The sequence below is a fragment of the Streptomyces sp. NPDC089915 genome, from assembly GCF_040684675.1.
Classification (GTDB): domain Bacteria; phylum Actinomycetota; class Actinomycetes; order Streptomycetales; family Streptomycetaceae; genus Streptomyces.
The window spans coordinates 1-14623 of sequence record NZ_JBFBGN010000035.1 but is presented as its reverse complement, the minus strand read 5'-3'; the positions used below and the strand labels follow the sequence as shown (position 1 = coordinate 14623).

At 75.1% G+C, this 14623-nt stretch carries 14 protein-coding genes and 1 pseudogene; 10 read left to right on the top strand and 5 right to left on the bottom strand.

The genetic code is table 11. The features are described 5' to 3' along the window. The first annotated feature begins 5 nt into the window (after positions 1-5). On the top strand, positions 6-1388 hold the full coding sequence (locus tag AB0O29_RS13735; protein ID WP_365151030.1) for an MBL fold metallo-hydrolase: 1383 nt from the start codon (positions 6-8) through the stop codon (positions 1386-1388). Beyond that, entirely contained in the window at positions 1385-2128 is a 744-nt protein-coding gene (locus AB0O29_RS13730; protein WP_365150925.1) for a sulfite exporter TauE/SafE family protein, read from the top strand. The genes AB0O29_RS13735 and AB0O29_RS13730 overlap by 4 nt, the downstream gene beginning before the upstream one ends. A gap of 19 nt (positions 2129-2147) precedes the next feature. Here AB0O29_RS13730 and AB0O29_RS13725 read toward each other — a convergent pair whose 3' ends face one another. Further along, entirely contained in the window at positions 2148-2435 is a 288-nt protein-coding gene (locus tag AB0O29_RS13725; RefSeq protein ID WP_365150922.1) for a metal-sensitive transcriptional regulator, read from the bottom strand. A 79-nt stretch (positions 2436-2514) separates the two neighbouring features. Here AB0O29_RS13725 and AB0O29_RS13720 point away from each other — a divergent pair, with 79 nt between their 5' ends. Together AB0O29_RS13720 and AB0O29_RS13715 are read left to right on the top strand one after the other, a co-directional pair. Next, positions 2515-3132 carry a rhodanese-like domain-containing protein gene (locus tag AB0O29_RS13720; protein WP_365150919.1) on the top strand — a complete coding sequence of 206 codons (618 nt, stop codon included), beginning with the start codon at positions 2515-2517 and terminating at the stop codon, positions 3130-3132. Positions 3133-3146: 14 nt separating this feature from the next. Continuing rightward, positions 3147-4289: a PP2C family protein-serine/threonine phosphatase gene (locus AB0O29_RS13715; RefSeq protein ID WP_365150916.1), complete on the top strand. Its 1143-nt coding sequence runs from the start codon at positions 3147-3149 to the stop codon at positions 4287-4289. A 67-nt stretch (positions 4290-4356) separates the two neighbouring features. Here the strand turns inward: AB0O29_RS13715 and AB0O29_RS13710 are convergent, their stop codons facing one another. Continuing rightward, entirely contained in the window at positions 4357-5097 is a 741-nt protein-coding gene (locus tag AB0O29_RS13710; protein WP_365150913.1) for a class I SAM-dependent methyltransferase, read from the bottom strand. A 278-nt stretch (positions 5098-5375) separates the two neighbouring features. Between AB0O29_RS13710 and AB0O29_RS13705 the strand changes: the two genes are divergently transcribed. Together AB0O29_RS13705 and glpK are read left to right on the top strand one after the other, a co-directional pair. Continuing rightward, positions 5376-6224, top strand: a complete 849-nt coding sequence (locus tag AB0O29_RS13705; RefSeq protein WP_365150910.1) for an MIP/aquaporin family protein — start codon at positions 5376-5378, stop codon at positions 6222-6224. Positions 6225-6262: 38 nt separating this feature from the next. Beyond that, positions 6263-7780 (top strand): glycerol kinase GlpK, encoded by a 1518-nt coding sequence (glpK, locus tag AB0O29_RS13700; protein WP_365150907.1) that lies wholly within the window; start codon positions 6263-6265, stop codon positions 7778-7780. Positions 7781-7830: 50 nt separating this feature from the next. Here glpK and AB0O29_RS13695 read toward each other — a convergent pair whose 3' ends face one another. Genes AB0O29_RS13695 through AB0O29_RS13685 form a run of 3 tightly spaced genes read right to left on the bottom strand, consistent with a single transcriptional unit; the run spans position 7831 to position 11407 of the window. Continuing rightward, the gene (locus tag AB0O29_RS13695; protein ID WP_365150904.1) at positions 7831-9033 is read right to left on the bottom strand and encodes an MFS transporter; all 1203 of its coding nucleotides are present in this window, start codon (positions 9031-9033) and stop codon (positions 7831-7833) included. Positions 9034-9050: 17 nt separating this feature from the next. Continuing rightward, entirely contained in the window at positions 9051-10358 is a 1308-nt protein-coding gene (locus AB0O29_RS13690) for a DegT/DnrJ/EryC1/StrS family aminotransferase (RefSeq protein ID WP_365150901.1), read from the bottom strand. Further along, a complete protein-coding gene (locus AB0O29_RS13685) occupies positions 10352-11407 on the bottom strand; it encodes an NAD-dependent epimerase/dehydratase family protein (RefSeq protein ID WP_365150898.1) in 1056 nt (351 codons plus the stop codon). Before AB0O29_RS13685 ends, AB0O29_RS13690 begins: the two co-directional genes overlap by 7 nt. A gap of 726 nt (positions 11408-12133) precedes the next feature. Between AB0O29_RS13685 and AB0O29_RS13680 the strand changes: the two genes are divergently transcribed. From AB0O29_RS13680 to AB0O29_RS13665, 4 genes and pseudogenes are all read left to right on the top strand, one after another. Next, positions 12134-13336, top strand: a complete 1203-nt coding sequence (locus tag AB0O29_RS13680; protein WP_365150895.1) for an acyl-CoA dehydrogenase — start codon at positions 12134-12136, stop codon at positions 13334-13336. 90 nt (positions 13337-13426) lie between these two features. Next, positions 13427-13885: an Rrf2 family transcriptional regulator gene (locus tag AB0O29_RS13675; RefSeq protein WP_365150892.1), complete on the top strand. Its 459-nt coding sequence runs from the start codon at positions 13427-13429 to the stop codon at positions 13883-13885. A gap of 138 nt (positions 13886-14023) precedes the next feature. After that, complete coding sequence (locus AB0O29_RS13670; protein ID WP_365150889.1) at positions 14024-14122, top strand: putative leader peptide; 99 nt, start codon at positions 14024-14026, stop codon at positions 14120-14122. 265 nt (positions 14123-14387) lie between these two features. Continuing rightward, positions 14388-14623 (top strand): annotated as a pseudogene (locus AB0O29_RS13665) (sulfate ABC transporter substrate-binding protein); the annotation flags it as partial.

Below are 14623 nucleotides of genomic sequence, written 5' to 3'. Positions count from 1 at the left end.
ACACCGTGTTCTTCATCGACACGATCGAGGTGCCGGGGCTCGGCAACCGGAGCTACCTGGCCGGCGGCGAGACCGCGGCGGTCGCCGTGGACCCGCCGCGCGACGTGGACAGGCTGATCGCGGCCGCCGCCCGGCGCGGGGTGCGGATCTCGCACGTCGTGGAGACCCACGTGCACAACGACTACGTGAGCGGCGGCGCGGAGCTCGCCCGGCTCACGGGCGCCGCCTACCTGGTGCCGGCCGCCGCCCGGATGACCCGGCCGCACGTCCCGGTGCACGACGGGGAGCGGGTCGAGGTCGACCCCGGCGCGGGGGTGGCGCTGCGCGCCCTGGCCACCCCGGGCCACACCCCGCACCACACCGCGTACGTGCTGGAGGAGGCCGGGCGGTCCGTGGCGGTGTTCACCGGCGGCTCGCTCCTCATCGGCACCGTGGGCCGCCCCGACCTGGTCGAACCCCGGCTGACCCGGGAACTGGCCCGGGCGCAGCACGCCTCCGCGCACCGGCTGGCCGCCGAACTGCCCGAGGAGGCGGCGGTGCTGCCCACGCACGGTTTCGGCAGCTTCTGCTCCGCCTCGCGGGCGGACGCCGCCGCCTCGACCATCGGCCGGGAGAAGGCCTCCAACGCGGCGCTCACCCGGGACGTGGACACCTTCGTCGCCGGCCTCCTGGCGGAGCTGGACGACGTCCCCGCCTACTACGCGCACATGGGCCCGGCCAACGCCGCCGGTGCCGCGCCCGTCGACCTGACCCCGCCCGCCGTGGCGGACGCGGCGGAGATAGCCGCGCGGCTGGCCGCCGGGGAGTGGGTGGTGGACCTGCGCCACCGCGTCGCCTTCGCGGAGGGGCACGTGGCGGGCTCGTTCAACTTCGAGGCGGACGGGCAGCTCGCCACGTACCTGGCCTGGCTGATCCCGTGGGGCAGGCCGGTCACCCTGCTCGCCGCCTCGGCCGGGCAGCTGGCCGCCGCCCAGCGCGAGCTCGTCCGGGTCGGGATCGACCGCCCCGCGGCCGCGGCCACCGGGGCGCCGGCCGACTGGCTGGGCCCGGGCGAGCGGCCGGCCACGTTCGCGCGGGCGACCTTCGCGGAGCTCGCCGCCCGGCGGGGCCGGGAGCCGGGCGTGGTCGTGCTCGACGTGCGCCGGGACGCGGAGCGGCGCGACGGCGGCGCCGTCGCGGGGTCGCTCCACATCCCGCTCCACACGCTGCACCGCCGTCTGGGCGAGCTGCCGGGGGGCGAGGTGTGGGTGCACTGCGCGGGCGGGATGCGCGCGGCGATCGCCGCCTCGCTGCTGGACGCCGGCGGCCGCGAGGTCGTCGCGGTGGACGACTCCTTCGACGCGGCCGTGCTCGCCGGCCTGGTCGTCCGGGACGGCAGCGGCGCGTGACCCCCTTCATACTCGCCCTCGCCGCCGGGGCGGTGATCGGCCTGGCGCTGGGGGCGCTCGGGGGCGGCGGCAGCGTGCTGGCCGTTCCCGCCCTGATCTACCTGCTGGGGTTCAGTCCGGTCGAGGCGACGACGGCGAGCCTGGCCGTCGTCACCCTGACCTCGGCGGCCGCCCTGGCCGCGCACGCCCGCGACGGGCAGGTGCGCTGGCGCACGGGGCTGCTGTTCGCGGCGGCCGGACTCGGCCCCGCGGTGCTGGGCGGTGCGCTGGCCGCCCGGATCCCGGCGGCCGTCCTGACGGGGGGCTTCGCCGTGGTGGCGGCCCTGGCCGCGGGCTCCCTGCTGCGGACGGCGCCGCCCGCCGCCGCGGCCCCCTCGGGGCCGGGGCGGGCCGCGGCCGCCGGCGCCGGACTCGGCGCGGTCACCGGCGTCCTCGGCGTCGGCGGCGGGTTCCTCGCCGTACCCGCGCTGGTGGGCGTGGTGGGCGTGCGGATGCGCGCCGCGACGGCCACCAGCCTGCTGGTGATCACCGTCAACTCGCTGGCCGCGCTCGCCACCCGGGCGGGCAAGGTCCCGGGCCTGGACTGGGGCGTCGTCGCCCCCTTCGCCGGGGCCGCGGTGCTCGGGGCCTGGGACGGGAAGCGGCTGGCCGCCAGGGCCTCCGCCGCCGGACTCCAGCGGGCCTTCGCCCTGGTCCTGCTGGCCGTGGCCGCGTTCATGCTGCTGGACGCGGCGCTGTGAGCGGCCCCGCCGCCGGTGCTCAGGCCAGGGAGAGGAACAGCTTCTCCAGCCGGGCCCGCATCGCCTGCGGGTCCTCCCCCTCGGCGCCTCCGGAGCGGGCGTCGGCCACGCACTGCTGCAGGCCCGTCGCGATGATCGCGAAGCCGGCCCGGTCCAGCGCCCGGGAGGCGGCGGCGAGCTGGGTGACCACGTCCTCGCAGTCGCGCCCCTCCTCGATCATCCGGATCACACCGGCGATCTGACCCTGCGCACGCCGCAGCCGGTTCAGCACGGCCTTCAGTTCCGCGCCCTCTAGCTCCAGTTCCACCATCACTCCTCCGAGATACCCCCAGGGGTACTGTACGTCCCGGTTCGGGGCGACGTCGACAGTAAAGGATCAACCCGCCGTGCACGCACCCGTCCCCGTCCCCGCCGCCCTGGACCTCCTCCGGGCCCGCGCCCGCCTGGACGAACTCACCGTCGTCGACGTCCGCACCCCCGCCGAGTACGCCTCCGGCCACCTGCCCGGAGCCGTCAACGTCCCCCTCGACCGGATCCCCGGGGCCGTCGCGGACCTGCGGCGGGCCGCCGGGCGCGGCCGGGTCCTGGTCGTGTGCGCCTCCGGTGCCCGGTCCGCGAAGGCCTCCGCCCTGCTGGCCGGGCACGGCGTGGCCGCCGCCTCCCTCGACGGGGGCACCGGGGGCTGGGCCGCCGCGGGGTACGGACTGCACCGCCCCGAGGGCGCCGCCGCCGGGTGGGCCATGGAGCGCCAGGTCCGCTTCGCGGCGGGCGCCCTGGTGCTCCTGGGCCTCACCCTCGGCCTGCTCGTCCACCCCGTCCTGCTGCTCCTGCCGGCCGGGGTGGCCGGCGGGCTCGTCCTGTCCGCGCTGACCGGCACCTGCGGCATGGCGGCCCTCCTCGCCCGCCTCCCGCACAACCGCCCCCGCGCCGCGGTCCTGGACGCCGCCCTCGCCGCCCTGGGCGGCCGCGCGGGTACGGGCGACAGGACACGCCCCGGCGCCTGAGGTATCCCTTGGACATGGGCCCCCGCCGACGGACGATCGCCGCGCGCCCCTCCCGGCGCGGTGGGCGGCTGCTGCTGGCCGCGCCGCTGGCGCTGATCGCGGCGGTCACGGCGGTGGACGTGCTGGCTCCCCCGGACGTCCATCTGGGGCCGTTCCTGATCGCCGCGCCCGCGGTGACGGCCTCGTTCGCGGGGCCGCGCACGACGGCCTGCGTCGGGGCGCTGGCGGTGCTCGCCCAGTCGGTGGTGGCGCTGGTCAGGACCAGCCTCACGGACCTCAACCACACCTTCCAGATCATCGCGCTGGTGCTGATCTCGGTCATCGCGACCTTCTTCGCCCATCTGCGCGAGCGGGACGAGAGCCGGGTGGCGCGGCTGCGTTCCATCGCCCACGCCGCCCAGAGCGTCGTCCTGCGCCCGCTCCCCGACCGGGCGGGGCCCCTGCACATCGCCTCGGTCTACCTGGCGGCGGAGGAGGAGGCGCAGATGGGCGGCGACCTGTACGCGGCGGCGCGTACGGCGTCGGGCACCCGGCTGCTCATCGGGGACGCCCGGGGCAAGGGGCTCGACGCGATCAGCGAGGCCTCTCTGGTCCTGGGCGCCTTCCGGGTCACGGCGCGCCGCGAGCAGGAGCTGCCGGAACTGGTCGGGCACCTGGAGGCGGGGGTCGGCTCGGCGGAGGACGCCGGGGGTGCGGCGCGGGCGGGGTCCGGGGCCGAGGACGGCACCGACGGCGCGGACGAGGCCTTCGTCACCGCGCTGGTCCTCGACGTCCCCGACCGGGAACCGGTGGTGCGGCTGGTGAACTGCGGCCATCCGCCGCCGATCCTGCTGCGGAAGGGGCGGGTGATCCCGTTGGAGACGGCCGGCGCGAGCCCTCCGCTGGGGCTGGCCGACGTGGTCCCCCCGGAGGTGACGGTGGAGACCTTCCCCTTCGGGGTCGGCGACGTGCTCCTGCTGTACACGGACGGGGTGGTCGAGGCCCGCGACCGCTCGCGCGCCTTCTACCCCCTCAGGGAGCGGCTAGCCGCCTGGACCGGGGACGACCCGCCGGCCCTGCTCGACCATCTGCGGGCCGACCTGGAGGCGTACGCGGGCGGCCACCTCGGCGACGACGTGGCCCTGGTCGCGGTCGAACGGCTCCCGCCGAAGCCGTAGCCGTAGCCGGTGCACCGGGCCCGGATGGGGCGGGACCCGGCCGGCCCCGCCCCCCCCCGCCGCCTCGTCAGGCGGTGCAGCGGATCATCGTCAGCGGCGGGTTGCCGTCGTGGGCCGCCCAGAACTCCTCGCCGAACTGCTCCACGCCGGCGGCCGAGACCGACAGCGGGACCCACTCGACGCCCGTGAAGCCGGCGGCGGCCAGGGCCGTCTCGTACGTCTCCTCGGACGGGACGACGGCCTCGAAGGAGACCGGCGGGTCGAGCAGGGCGGTGAGGCGGATGCCCTTGCCGATCTCGTTGTCCTTGCCGGTGCTCTCGAACAGGAACCCGTACTTCTCGAGGGACGGGCCGGCGAAGTCGTAGGACGGGCTCTGCACGAACAGGTAGAACGCGCCACCGGGCACCAGGCTGCGGCGGATGTTGCGCATCATGCGCTCGATCTCGGCCACGTCCGCCGCGTAGTTGAACGCCTGCACGGCGACGGCGACGTCGAACGGGGCGTCGAACTCCCGCAGGGTGGCGGTGTCGCCGACCTCGTAGTCGATGCCCAGCGGCTCGGCCGCCTCCAGGCCCTTGGCGGCGTCGACCATCGCGCCGGAGATGTCGAAGCCGAGGACGCGGGACGCGCCGCGCCGCTTGAGCTCCCGGCTGTAGAAGCCCGTACCGCAGGCGATGTCGAGCACGGACTTGTCCGTGACGTCGCCCACCAGGGCGAGGAAGCTCGGCACCTCGCCGTAGCGGATGACGGGCAGGGTCTTGAAGCCCTCGAACGCTTCCCCGATACCGTCGTACAACTGACCACTCATCGCGGTTCCCCCTCGATTTGCGGCGTCGGCTCCCATGACGAGCCGCGGCCCTCGGTGGAGAGTCTCCTGCCCCGGCGGCGGGAGTTCGCACTGGTGGAACGTACGAAGATCACGAGGAGTTCGCCCAGATGACTCCAACGAGCCACGGCCCGGTCCGGTCCCGGCGGAATGTGGAGTCGCCGCCTCCCCGCGCCCGATCACCCGGCCGGACTTACGATGTCGCTAGAGCACTCGGGGCAGTCGACGGCCGGTCCCTGGCCGGCGGGAAGCGGGCACCCATGGCTGAGCGGCTCAGGAAGTCGGGCCTGATCGGCGAGCTCTCGGCGGAATTCGCCGGGACCATGATCCTCATCCTGTTCGGCGTCGGCGTGGTGGCCCAGGTGGTCGCCGGCGGCGGGCTCACCGATCCGCCGGGCGGCCTCGGGAACCACGACAGCATCGCCTGGGCCTGGGGCCTCGGCGTCACCCTCGGCGTCTACGTGGCCGCCAGGCTGAGCGGGGCCCACCTGAACCCCGCGGTGACCGTCGCGCTGGCCGCCTTCAAGGGGTTCCCGTGGAAGCACGTGGCCCCGTACGCGCTGGCCCAGACGGCCGGCGCCTTCGTGGCCGCGCTCATCGTGCGCTGGAACTACTCGGAGGCGCTCTCCACACTGGACCCCGGCCACACCCTCAAGACGCAGGGCGTCTTCTCCACGCTCCCGGCCAACGGCAATCCGAACCTGCCCGTCACCGAGTGGGGCGCGCTGCGCGACCAGATCATCGGCACCGCGATCCTGCTCCTGCTGATCCTCGCGGTGACGGACCTGCTCAACACGCCCCCCGGCGCCAACCTCGGCCCGTTCATCGTCGGCCTGATCGTGGTCGCGATCGGCATGGCCTTCGGCACGAACGCGGGCTACGCCATCAACCCGGCACGCGACTTCGGCCCCCGGCTGGCCAGCTTCCTCACCGGCTACGGCGGCGCCTGGCGCGACCAGTACGGGCACTTCTACTTCTGGGTGCCGATCGTCGGTCCGCTGATCGGCGGCCTGCTGGGAGCGGGTCTGTACAAGTTCTTCATCGGCCGGTACCTGCCGACCGCCGAGCCGGAACCGCCCGGACGGGTGCCGGCACCGGACGAGAGCTGAGCCGATCCGCACAGCGGACCCGAGAGAGGCGGCACCCCATGGCTGACTTCGTCGGCGCAGTGGACCAGGGCACCACCAGCACCCGCTTCATGATCTTCGACCATGCGGGCAACGAGGTGGCCAGGCACCAGCTGGAGCACTCCCAGGTCCTGCCCCGCGCGGGGTGGGTCGAGCACGACCCGGTCGAGATCTGGGAGCGCACCAACTCCGTGATCCAGAACGCCCTGCGGCACGGAAACCTTTCCGCGACCGACCTGGCGGCCATCGGCATCACCAACCAGCGGGAGACGACCGTCGTCTGGGACCCGCGCACCGGCCGCCCCTACTACAACGCCATCGTCTGGCAGGACACCCGGACCGACTCCATCGCCGCGGCCCTGGAGCGCTCGGGCAAGGGCGAGGTGATCCGCCGCAAGGCCGGGCTGCCGCCGGCAACGTACTTCTCCGGCGGGAAGATCCAGTGGATCCTGGAGAACGTCGACGGGGTCCGCGAGGCCGCCGAGCAGGGCCACGCCCTCTTCGGCAACACCGACTGCTGGGTCCTGTGGAACCTCACCGGCGGCCCCGACGGCGGCATCCACGCCACCGACGTCACCAACGCCAGCCGCACCATGCTGATGGACCTGGAGACCCTCGACTGGGACGAGGAGCTGCTCGGCTTCTTCGGCGTCCCGCGGTCGATGCTGCCGTCCATCAACCCCTCCTCGCACCCCGAGGCGTACGGGCACGCCCGCACCTCCCGGCCGCTGCGCGCCGCCATCCCCATCACCGGGGTGCTCGGCGACCAGCAGGCGGCCACGGTCGGCCAGGTCTGCTACGCCCCGGGCGAGGCCAAGAACACCTATGGCACCGGCAACTTCCTGGTGCTCAACACCGGTACCGAACTGGTCCGTTCGCAGCACGGCCTGCTGACCACCGTCGCGTACCAGTTCGCGGGGCAGCCGGCGGTCTACGCCCTGGAGGGGTCCATCGCCGTCACCGGCTCCGCGGTGCAGTGGCTGCGCGACCAACTGAAGATCATCACCGATGCCGCGGAGACCGAACGCCTGGCCTCCGCGGTCGAGGACAGCGGCGGCATCTACTTCGTGCCCGCCTTCTCCGGCCTGTTCGCCCCGTACTGGCGCTCCGACGCCCGCGGCGCGATCGTCGGCCTGGCCCGCTACCACGACAACGGCCACCTGGCGCGGGCCACCCTGGAGGCCATCTGCTACCAGAGCCGCGACGTGGTGGAGGCCATGGAGCAGGACTCCGGCGTCCACCTCGACGTGCTCAAGGTGGACGGCGGCGTGACCGCGAACGACCTGTGCATGCAGATCCAGGCCGATGTGCTGGGCGTCCCGGTCAGCCGTCCGGTCGTCGCCGAGACGACGGCGCTCGGCGCCGCCTACGCCGCCGGCCTGGCGACCGGTTTCTGGCAGGACACGGACGAACTGCGCACCCACTGGCAGGAGTCGAAGCGGTGGGAGCCCCAGTGGTCCGAGGAGCGGCGCGCCGAGGGGTACGCCGGTTGGAAGAAGGCCGTGGAGCGCACCCTGGACTGGGCCAAGGTGGAGTAGCCGCCCGCCCCGACCCCGTCCCCTGACCCCGCGGCCGTCCGGCCGCGGGGTCAGGGGCGGCGCAGGCGTGGTGCCAGGGCCGCCATCACCGCCATGAGCGCCGGCAGCACCAGCATGGCCCACCGCAGGGTCGTCGCCTCCGCGAGGGCGCCGATGACCGGGGGTCCCGCGAGGAAGCCGACGTACCCCACCGCCGAGACGGCGGCGATGGAGGCGCCGGTGCGCTCGGGGCGCAGGGCCGCCGCGTGGGCGAAGACCAGGGGGATGACCGCGGCCATCCCCAGGCCCAGCAGGGCGTAGCCGACGAAGCCCGCCGCCGTCGTGGCGGCCAGGATCGGGATGAGGGCCCCGGCCCCCGCCAGGAGGGCGCACAGCAGGGTGAAGCGGACGGTGCCGAGGCGGGCCCGCAGCCGGTCGGCGGTGAGCCGGCCGATGACCATGCCCGCCGAGAAGACCGCGTAGCCCAGGCCCGCCGCGCCGGCCGAGGCACCGGTCTCCTCCTTCAGGTACACCGCGCCCCAGTCGTTGACCACCCCCTCCCCCATCAGCGCGCAGAAGGCCACCAGGCCGGGGATCCACAGGCCCGGCCCGGGCAGGGCCAGCAGGGGGTCCGTCCGGCCCGGGCCGCCGGCCGCCGGCGGCGGGTCGGGGGCCAGGGCGGTGGCCGCGGCCCCCGCCACCACCAGCAGGACGAGGGCCGCGACGGTGAAGTGCGCCCGGATGCCGATGCCGGCGGAGGCGGCCAGTCCCCCGGCGGTGGCGCCGGCGATGCCGCCGAGGCTGAACATGGCGTGGAACCCGCCGAGCACCGGACGCCCGTAGGCCCGCTCCACGAGGACGCCCTGGGTGTTCATCGCGACGTCGACGGCCGTGTTCCCGCAGGCGAACACGGCCAGGGCCGCCGTCAGCGCCGCGAGGTCCGGCACGTGGGGCAGGCTCGCCAGGGCGGCCAGGTAGGCGGCCATGCCCGCGCACAGGACCGTGCGGCTGCCGTACCTGGCCACCAGGCCGCCGACCAGCGGGAGCCCGAGGAAGGCGCCGCCGCTCAGGCCGACGAGGGCCACGGCCAGCTCCCCGGCCGACAGGTCCAGCCGGCTCTGTACGGCGGGCACCCGGGCGGCCCAGGTGGCGAAGGCCGCCCCGGTGACGAAGAAGACCGCGCAGACGGCCAGCCGCATCGTCCGCGGACTCCGGCTCCGGCCGCGGACGGCCTGAGCCGTGGGTCCGCCGAGGGTCTCGGGCTCGTCGCGCATCCGGCTCCGTCCGTCCGTCATCGTGCCGAGTCGGCCGTCCGCCGGGTCAGGGCGATCAGTCCCTCGCGTTCCTCGACAAGGACCTTGTACAGGACATCGGCGTAGCGCCGCATCGTCGCCGCGTCGTTGGGCGGGCCGAAGGAGCTGAAGCTCTGCCCCAGCACGAGGCGGCGCAGACAGACCTCCTCGCCGACGGGGTACTCCGCCGGGTCGTAGTGGTGTCCGGGACGGGCGTGTCCGCAGGTCCAGGGGCAGCCGCGGCCGTAGCCGCGCATCTCCCGGAACAGGGTCTGCCCGGGGACCGGCTGGGGCTGCCAGCGCATGATGCCCAGTCCCTCGGCGTTCACGGCGAGGGCCAGGGCGTCGCGGAAGGCGGCGACGGGGAGGTCGTCGAGGCCGAGTTCCTCGGGCCGCACCAGCAGCGGGTAGAAGAAGTAGACGTGCGTGCGGTCCTCGGGGACGACGGGCGTGCGGATGCCGGGTACGCCCTCCAGGGCCCGGGTGAGGGCCGCCCCGTTGGCCTGCCGGACGAGGGACATCTCGGGCAGCCGGGTGAGCTGGGAGCGGGCGAAGGCGGCGGCGAGGACGTCGATGCGGTAGTTCCAGCCCATCATCCGGGCGTTGTAGTCGCGGCTCTGGCCCGGGAGTTCCTCGCCGAACATCAGCACCCGGCGGGCCAGCCGGTGCCGTTCCTCGTCGCGGGTGGCGAAGAGGCCGCCCTCGCCGAGGGCGGAGAGGGTCTTGGACCCGTTGAGGCTGGCGCCGCTCATCGTGCCGAGGGAGCCGACGGGGCGGCCCCGGTACTCGGCGCCGTGGGCCTGGGAGGCGTCCTCGATGAGGACGAGCCCGTGCCGGTCGGTGATCTCCCGCAGGGCGTCGTGGTCGGCGGGCAGGCCGTTGAGGTCCACGGCGACGACGGCCCGGGTGCGGTCGGTGATCCGCTCCTCGATCCGGGCGGGGTCGATGTTGAAGGTCGCGAGGTCGGTGTCGACGAACACCGGGATGGCGTTGGCCTGGAGCACGCAGGAGGCCGAGGCGAGGAAGGTGTCGGCCGGCACCAGCACCTCGTCGCCGGGTTCGACGCCGGCGGCCGCGATCGCCATGTGCAGGGCCGCGGTGCCGGAGTTGGCGGCGAGGACGTACGGCATGCCGGTGAACTCGGCCCAGGCCGCCTCCAGTTCGGTGACCGTGCGCATGGGCCAGTGCCAGGGGGTCGCCTGGTCCAGGGCGTCGAGCACGGCCTTGCGGTCGGCGTCGAGGATCTGCGGCCAGGGGGCCGGCCCGTCCTCGGCGAGCAGCGGGGAGCCCCCGTCGACGGCTAGCACGTCCCGGCCTCCTCACGGGCCCCGACGGCGGCCGGCGGTGTGAGCCTGCGGCGGGCCGGGGCCTCCCGGCGGAACACCGCCCTGGCCGTGGGCAGTTCGGGGAAGGGGCCGAGCAGGGCGGCCAGCCCGGTGAGCCCTTCGGCCAGGGTGACGCGCGGGGCGAAGCCCAGGCCGCGCAGGCGGGTGACGTCGGCCAGCAGGGTGAAGCTGTCCGCCAGGCTGGAGGTGTCGGCGTCCAGCAGGGCGGGGCGGCCGGTCGCCGCGCCCACCGCGTCGGCCAGCTCGCGCATCGAGACGGCGGTGCCGGTGCCCAGGTTGTAGGTCTCGCCGTCGGCGCCGCGTCCCGCGAGGGCCATCAGGGCCCGGCACAGGTCCTCGACGTGGATGAAGTCGCGGCGCTTGCGGTCGATGTCGCCGACCACGGGAATGGGCCGCTCGTTGAGGTGCCAGCGCAGGAACTGGGAGACCTCCCCGCCGGCCCGGCGCGGGTCCTCGCCGGGTCCGTAGACGACGAAGGAGCGGCCGATGACCACGGGCAGTGCGGCGGTCTCGTACAGGCTGCGCAGGGTCAGTTCGCCGGAGAGCTTCGAGGCCCCGTACGGCAGGAAGGGCCGCGTGGGATGGTCCTCGCGGATGGGTCCGTGGCCCGGGGTCCCGTAGACGATGGCGGAGGAGAGGTAGACGAGGCGGCGCACGCCCAGTTCCAGGCAGGCGTTGCCGACGTTGCAGGTGCCGAGCGCGTTGAGCCGGAAGTCCCGCCGGGGATCGGCCACCGATTCGGTGCCGCTGGCGTTGCCGGCCAGGTGGAAGACGGCGTCGGCGCCCTGGAGCGCCAGGAGGGTCTCGCCGTAGTCGCACAGGTCGGTGCGGACGTGGGAGACGCCCGGCAGGGTTTCGAGGCCGGGCGGCAGGGGCGCCTGGTCGACGACGGTGACCTTCTGGGACAGCAGGCTGAGGGCGGTGACCAGGTGGCGGCCGACGAAACCGGCTCCGCCGGTGACGACCACTTCCTCGTAGGGGGTTTCGGGGATGTCGGGGCCGTGGTGCACGATCGCTCCGTTCGAGGTTCAGGGCGAAGAGGGCGGCGGGCGCGGACGGGCACTGACCGGAGGTCGCCCGGGGGCGCATCCGCCGGCCGGCGGGCACCCGGTGGTGCGCCCGGTACGGCGGTGCTGTTCAACCCTGGCCCGGACCCGCGGCGTTCACGCCCCTGATCGGTTACGGCCCGACCAGTTGACCACGCGTCCTCCCCGGCGGCGCAAGGGGTGCCGGGCAGAGTGGCCGAGACCGCCCGCCGGACGGCGGGTCGAAGCCGGGAAGAGCGGAGCCGGTCGGTTTCCGCGACGGCCGAGCCCGGAGGGGAGCGTTCCGCCCGAACCGGAAGCGGGCGGGGGCCCTTCGGCGCCGGGTCCCGGATGGCCGGTTCGGCCGGGTTGACCTCGGCTCCGCCGCGCGGGGCCGCCGTCGGGGCGAACTCCCCGGGCCCTCGGCGGCCCTGACGGCGCGTCCCACATGGCGGGACGGCGCTGTCCGTGATCCGGTCACGCTCTTGCCGGGAGGGGCGGACCCGGCAAGTATTCCTATTAATCCGATGGGAAAAGTGGGGATACCGTCCAGCCCCGGTCCCCGTCCACCGCCCGCGCCTCCCGGCAGCCGGCGGGCGCCACCCGACAACCTCCCGGAGCAGCCGATATGACCACCGCCGTGCCCGCCGAACTCGCCCTCCGCCCGCCCCCCGCGCCCCGGTGCGCCACCCGGGCCCGCCGGTGACCCCCGTGGCGACGACACCGGCCGCCATCGGGCCCACCCCCTCCGCCGCGAGGCGGCGCGCGCTGCTGCGGACCGCCCGCGACGTGGCGGACGATCTGGCGGCCGACGCCATCGCCCGCGACCGGGCGGGCGAGCCGCCGGCCGACGAGTCGGCCCGGCTGCAGGAGGCCGGCCTGCCGGCGGCCCTCACCCCGCCCCGCTCCGGCCACGGGACGGACTGGCGCACCGGATGCGCCGTCATCCGGGAGGTCTCCGCCGCCGACAGCGCGATCGGCGAGCTCCTCGCCCGCCACTACGTCCACGCATGGAGCGGACGCTTCTACGCGAGCGACGAACGCGCCGCCGCCTTCGAAGAGGACTCGGTCCGCGAGCAGTGGCTGTGGACCGGCTCGGTGCGCGCACCCGCCGCCCACGACGACACCGACCCGCCGGACCTGACGCTGCGGCCCCGCACCACGGGCTACGTACTGGACGGGCGCCGCCCCGTGGACACGGCGCTGACCACCGCCGGCCAGATCGTGGTGGACGCCGTGTGCGCGGCCACCGGTGACGTCCTGGTCGTACGGATCCCGCCCGGCACCCGGGGCCTGACCCTGGAACCCGCCCGCGACCGCCTCGGCCAGCGCGCCGCCGGCGCGGGCGAGGCCGTCCTCGACCGCGTCGCCGTCGCCCCCGGGCAGGTGCTGGGCCGCCGCCCGCGCGACGAGGAGACGGCCGCGCCCTTCACCGCGCTGGCCGAGCCGGCGCTGCGGCTCGCCCTGTGCCACGTCGGCCTCGGCATCGCCGAGGGGGCCCTCGTCGAGACCCGCGACCTCAGCCGGAGCGGGCGTGCGCACCGGCTGCCCGGCGAGGACCCGGACCTCTTCATGGCCTACGGGGAGCTCGCCTCCGCGGCCCAGACCGCCACCGCCGTCGTCGACCGGGCGACGGAGGTGACGGCGCAGGCCCTCGACGCCGGGACCGGGCTCGACGCGGAGGAGGCGGCGGGCGTGGCCGCCCTGGTGGCCACGGCCGAGACCGTCACCTCGAAGGCCGCCCTGCACATCACCGCCCGGGTCCTGGAGTTCGCCGACGCGCCGGGCCTGGACCGGTTCTGGCGCAACGCCCGCGTCCTGACCTCCCAGCGCCCCGTCGCGCACCGGCTGCGCTCCATCGGCGAGCACTACCTGAACGGATCGCACCGCGCGGTGGCGGCGGCCTTCCGCTGACACCGGCACCCCCGGAGCCGCGCCCGGGCCCGGCGCGGCCCGCGCCACCCGCGCGGGCCGCCGGCCGGAGCCGTACGGGATAATGTCCGCATGCGGATCTCAGCCAGGGCGGACTATGCGGTACGTGCCGCGCTGCAGCTTGCCGCGTCACAGGAGGACGGCCCGGTGAAGGCCGAGGCCATCGCCGAGGCCCAGGACATCCCGCACAAGTTCCTCGAGGGCATCCTGGGCGACATGCGCCGGGGCGGCCTGGTGCTCAGCCAGCGCGGCGGCAACGGCGGCTACCGGCTGGCCCGGCCGGCCGGGTCCATCAGCATCGCGGACATCATCCGCGTGGTGGACGGACCGCTCGTCTCGGTGCGCGGGGTCCGCCCGCCGGACCTCTCCTACACCGGCCCCGCCGAGTCGCTGCTCCCCCTGTGGATCGCCCTGCGGGCCAATGTCCGCGAGATCCTCGACGGCGTGTCCCTCGCCGACGTCGCCTCCGCGGACCTGCCCGCCGAGGTGTCCGCGCTGGCCCACGCCCCGGGCGCCTGGACCAACCCCTGACACCCTGATCCACCTGCGGGTTCTCACTCTGCGAGACCACCGCGTCCATTATCTGGTCAGCCTCTTGGTACGGGTGCTCCGGTCTGCCAATATCCCTATCAACCAGGTGGGAAAACTAGGAATCCAGGGGAGGCGATCATGAGCGCACCGCACCGCACGGACCGGACGCCGTCCCTGATCTCCCGCCGGCACATCGATCTGGTCCGTACGTCCAGCGCCATCTGTCGGCCTTCCTGACACCCCTCGCCGGCCCCGGCTCCACGGGCCGGAGTACCGGCCGGATCACGCGCCGCCCGCTCTCCGCGACGGGCGGACACCTCCCCGCGCCCCCGGCGTCCCGCCGCTCCCCCGTGTGTCACCGCGATCCCGCCCATGACGGCCGGGAGCCGGTGCCGTGCGCACCGACGGCCTCCGACGCCCGCCCCGCACTGCCGCTCACGTCCCCGTACGCCCTCGTACGCCTCGTACGTCCCCGCGACCCGTCCCGTGAAAGGACACCTCCGTGTCTGCCGCAAGATCGCTCACCGCCTTCCGCGCCCTCGCCGTCACCGCCGCGCTCCCCCTGCTGCTCACCGCCTGCGGCTACGGCTCCGAGGCGAAGAAGGAGGAGCCGAAGGCGGCCGGTGCCGCTTCCGAGGGCGGCAAGGCGCTGTCCGCGTCCGAGGTCCGGATCGGCTACTTCCCGAACCTGACCCACGCCACCGCCCTGGTCGGCCTCCAGGAGGGCCTGATCGCCAA